This window comes from Candidatus Pelagibacter sp., assembly GCF_052049775.1.
Classification (GTDB): Bacteria; Pseudomonadota; Alphaproteobacteria; order Pelagibacterales; family Pelagibacteraceae; genus Pelagibacter.
The window spans coordinates 1-3922 of sequence record NZ_JBNGZH010000024.1 but is presented as its reverse complement, the minus strand read 5'-3'; the positions used below and the strand labels follow the sequence as shown (position 1 = coordinate 3922).

The 3922-nt window shown below is 22.3% G+C and carries 3 protein-coding genes; all 3 read left to right on the top strand.

Annotated elements, in window-relative coordinates; translation table 11 throughout:
• On the top strand, positions 1-679 hold a 679-nt coding region (locus ACTT83_RS03890; RefSeq protein ID WP_440918826.1), incomplete at its 5' end, for an O-antigen ligase family protein.
• Positions 676-1686 (top strand): MraY family glycosyltransferase, encoded by a 1011-nt coding sequence (locus ACTT83_RS03885; RefSeq protein WP_440918825.1) that lies wholly within the window; start codon positions 676-678, stop codon positions 1684-1686. The genes ACTT83_RS03890 and ACTT83_RS03885, both read left to right, overlap by 4 nt.
• Positions 1661-3910, top strand: coding sequence for an SDR family NAD(P)-dependent oxidoreductase (locus ACTT83_RS03880; RefSeq protein WP_440918824.1), 2250 nt, complete (start codon positions 1661-1663; stop codon positions 3908-3910). The genes ACTT83_RS03885 and ACTT83_RS03880 overlap by 26 nt, the downstream gene beginning before the upstream one ends.
• Positions 3911-3922: the final 12 nt, after the last annotated feature.

The following is a 3922-nucleotide window of genomic DNA, read 5'->3' as shown; positions in this document are numbered from 1 at the left end:
TTTAGCCACAATTTTATTTATATTTTATCTTCATAATTTGAGAGCAATATTATTAAAATCTTTTTTAATTTTTTTATTATTTATAATGTCAACATTCATTACTAATTTTGGGAAATCTGATCCATTTAACAGAATTTTTATTAAAACTTTTAATCAAATAACAAATAGTTTTTTTTTAACAAAAAGAGATATTCAGCTTGATAAAAAAAATTTGGGGGATTTGACTAAAGATTTAAAACAAAATATTCAAATTTTTTCTACTGATCATAATGGGCATTATTTATTAGCCTACAATCTTTTTAAACAATCTCCAATTTTTGGAAAAGGTCCAGAGGGCTTTAGGTATTATTGCAGGAAGGTTGAATATAATAGCAAGATAGGTATGTGTTCCACTCACCCGCACAACATTTTTATGCAATTATTATCAGAGACGGGATTGATTGGAATATTTTTTTATGTTTTTGGCTCAATATTTGTGATCATAAGTTTGTCTAAGGTTTATAAAAAAAATATGGACCTAAAGAATAAATATAGCTTTTATATAGCTTCTATAGCTATTATTGTAAATTTTTTTCCACTAGTGCCAAGTGGTAATTTTTTTAATAATTGGATATCAATAATTAGTTATTATTATATTGGAATTTATATTTATAGTTTTAGAAAAGTTATACTCAAATGATCTTAGTCACATTAATTTTAAATATAATAATATTTTATTATCTTGATACAATAGCTAGATTTGTAAACACATATGATGTTCCTGACAAAAAATTAAAAATTCATAAAAGAAAAACTCCATTACTGGGTGGTATTATTTTAATGATAAATTATTTATCATACTTTCTATCGCAAGAATTTTTGGAAAATAACTTTTTTATAAATCATTTTGAACTTGATAATCTTTTAGGTATGTTATTTCTTATAATAGGTTTTTTCATATTAGGTTTTTATGATGACAAAATAAAATTATCACCAAACAAAAAATTTCTTTTTTCAATGTTGATTGTTCTAATGGCTCTTTACCTAAATAATAATTTAGTCATAAATAAGGTATCTATTTCATTTTATGAAAACAAAATTTTTTTTGAAAATTTTTCAATTTTTTTCACCTTATTTTGTATATTAATTTTAACAAACTCACTTAATTTTTATGATGGAATAAATGGACAATCTTGTATCTTTTTTATTATAATTTTTTTATATCTATATATTACAAATAATTATAATGAATTTTATCTATTTAACATCATTGTATTGATATTTTTATTAGCTTTAAATCTTACTGATAAAATTTTTTTAGGAGATTGTGGGGTATTTTTATTAAGTTCAGTCGTCTCTATTTCTCTTATTTATGAGCACAATGTAAATAAAAATATCTTTTTTGCTGATGAAATCTTTCTTTTACTTATTTTACCAGGCTTTGATCTAGTTCGATTAACATTTACAAGAATATTGAATAAAAAAAATGCTTTTTTTGGGGACAGAAATCATATTCATCATCTACTTGTAAAAAGATTTTCTTTATTAAATAGTAATTTAATTTTAATTATCCTTTCTATCTGCCCCATATTTATGTTTTCTGTGTTAAAAATAAATTTCTATTTATCCTTTTTCTTTTTTACGTTTTTGTATCTAATATTAATCACATTTTTAAAACACAATGATAAAAAATATAATTATAGGTAAAAATAGCTTTATTACAGAAGCGAACTTAAAACACATAAAAAACTCAATAGCTTTTTCTGCAAATGAATTGATCTCGAGTCAGATCAGAAAAGAAATTAAAACTTATAGAAAAGTAAACCTCATATTTAATAACTTTTATCCTTCAAAATTTTTGAATGAATTAAATTTCAAAAATTATGACAAATTTCTTCAATTATCTCTAAAAAAAATAATTACAGTATTAAACACTCTTCCAGCCAACAAGATTAACAAAATTATTTATACCAGTAGTTCTGGCGTCTATGGTCTAAAAGAGAGTCTTAAAGATGATAAAATAGATGTGTATAATAGAGAATTATACTCATCTTTTAAGCTAGCTGCTGAAAAATTAGTCATTAATTATTGTAATAGAAATAAAAAAGATTATTTCATAATGCGTATTTTTAATACATATGGAAATAAGAAAGATACATTTTCATTTATAGAAAAAATTATTAGAGCCAAAAAAAAAGGATCAAATATCTACTTAATTAACGAGGGACTTTCTTTAAGAGATTTTATTCATTTGGAAGATATAGGAAAGATCTATAAAATTTTTCTTAGGCAAAGGATAAAAAAAGGAATTTATGACCTTGGAACTGGAAGAGGTTTTTTAATCAGAGATATTGTTGAAATTATAAAAATATCAAAAAATAAATTAATTAAAATAAATAAAATTAATGAAGTTCAAAACTCAATTGCTGATACATCAAAATTACTTTCACAAATAGGAAACTTTAAATTTAATGATTTAAATCAATACTTAAAAAGAAGCATAAATACTAAAATTAAAATTAAAAAAAGGATAAAGAGTTATCAAGATAAAAGTCAACTAAATTCTAAATCAGTTGTAATTTATGGTGCTGGTTATGCAGGGCAACAACTATATGATGAATTGATTAAAATTCATGAAGATGTTCTATGCTTTGTTGATGATAATATAAAAATTCAAAATTCAATTTTAAAAGGTATTCCTATAATTAGTTATTCAGATATTTTAAAAATAAAAGAGAAAACAAACATTAAAAGAATATATTTATCAATACCCTCAATAAATAAGTTGAAGCGAGATAAATTGATAAAAAAAATTAAAAAAGATTTTTTTGATGTACGTTTTTTACCAGAAAAGAAATTTCTATTCTCAGATCAAATTAGTATAAACGATTTAAATATCGATGAGATTAATAATATATTGAGAAGAAAACAAATAAAAATTAGTAAATTAAACCACTTTGCAAAAAAAAATGTTTTAGTTACTGGTGCGGGGGGGTCCATAGGATTTGAGATTTGCAGACAATTAATTCAACAAGATGTAAAAAAGATCATAGCTTTGGATAAATCAGAGATAGCAGTTTTTAATTTAAAAAATAACGTTAAAGATAGAAGGCTACATATAAAATTAATCGATATAAATAATAAAAAGTATATTGAAAAAATTTTACAAAAAGAAAGAGTTGATTATATGTTTCATGCAGCAGCTTATAAACATGTTAATATTCTAGAGAACAATATTTTTTCAGCTGTAAAAAACAATATATTTGCTACTTTAAATTTATGTGATTTATCTCATAAATATAAAATAAAAATGGTTTTTATTTCTACAGATAAGGCAGCTAATCCAAAATCGGTTCTTGGTTATTCAAAAAGATATGCTGAAAAAATTTGTGAGTTTTATAATCAGTTCATTAACAAAAAAAATTTAATAAATATAGTAAGATTTGGAAATGTTTTTGGAAGCTCCGGTTCTGCAATTACAAATTTTTTAGACCAAATTAATTTAGATAAAACAATAAATATTACTCATAAAAATGCCTCTAGATATTTTATGACAATTTCTGAAGCTTGCCATTTAGTTCTCAGAACAATCAAGATTCCATCAAAAAATAAAATTTTTGTTTTAAATATGGGAAAATCTCTAAATATTTTGAAATTAGCAAAAAATTTAGGTGAATTAAAATCGAGAATAAATCCAAATTACAAGTTTCTATATAAAATCACTGGTTTAAAACCAGGTGAAAAATTACATGAAACGATAATTGATAACAAAGAAATTAAGTCGAGGCTTAATAAAGACATATTCTTCGTCAAAAGTAAAATTGACATTAAAATTAATTTTATGGAAAATTGTAAGAAATTAGATTTAGTTTATCGAAAAATAGACGAAAAAAGACTTTTTAGAGAATTATACAAAATTAAAAAATTCTAACATTTAAATAAA

Coding starts and splice junctions, on each gene's coding strand:
- ACTT83_RS03885 (WP_440918825.1), top strand. CDS start 676: ATGATCTTAGTCACATTAATTTTAAATATAATAATATTTTATTATCTT.
- ACTT83_RS03880 (WP_440918824.1), top strand. CDS start 1,661: ATGATAAAAAATATAATTATAGGTAAAAATAGCTTTATTACAGAAGCG.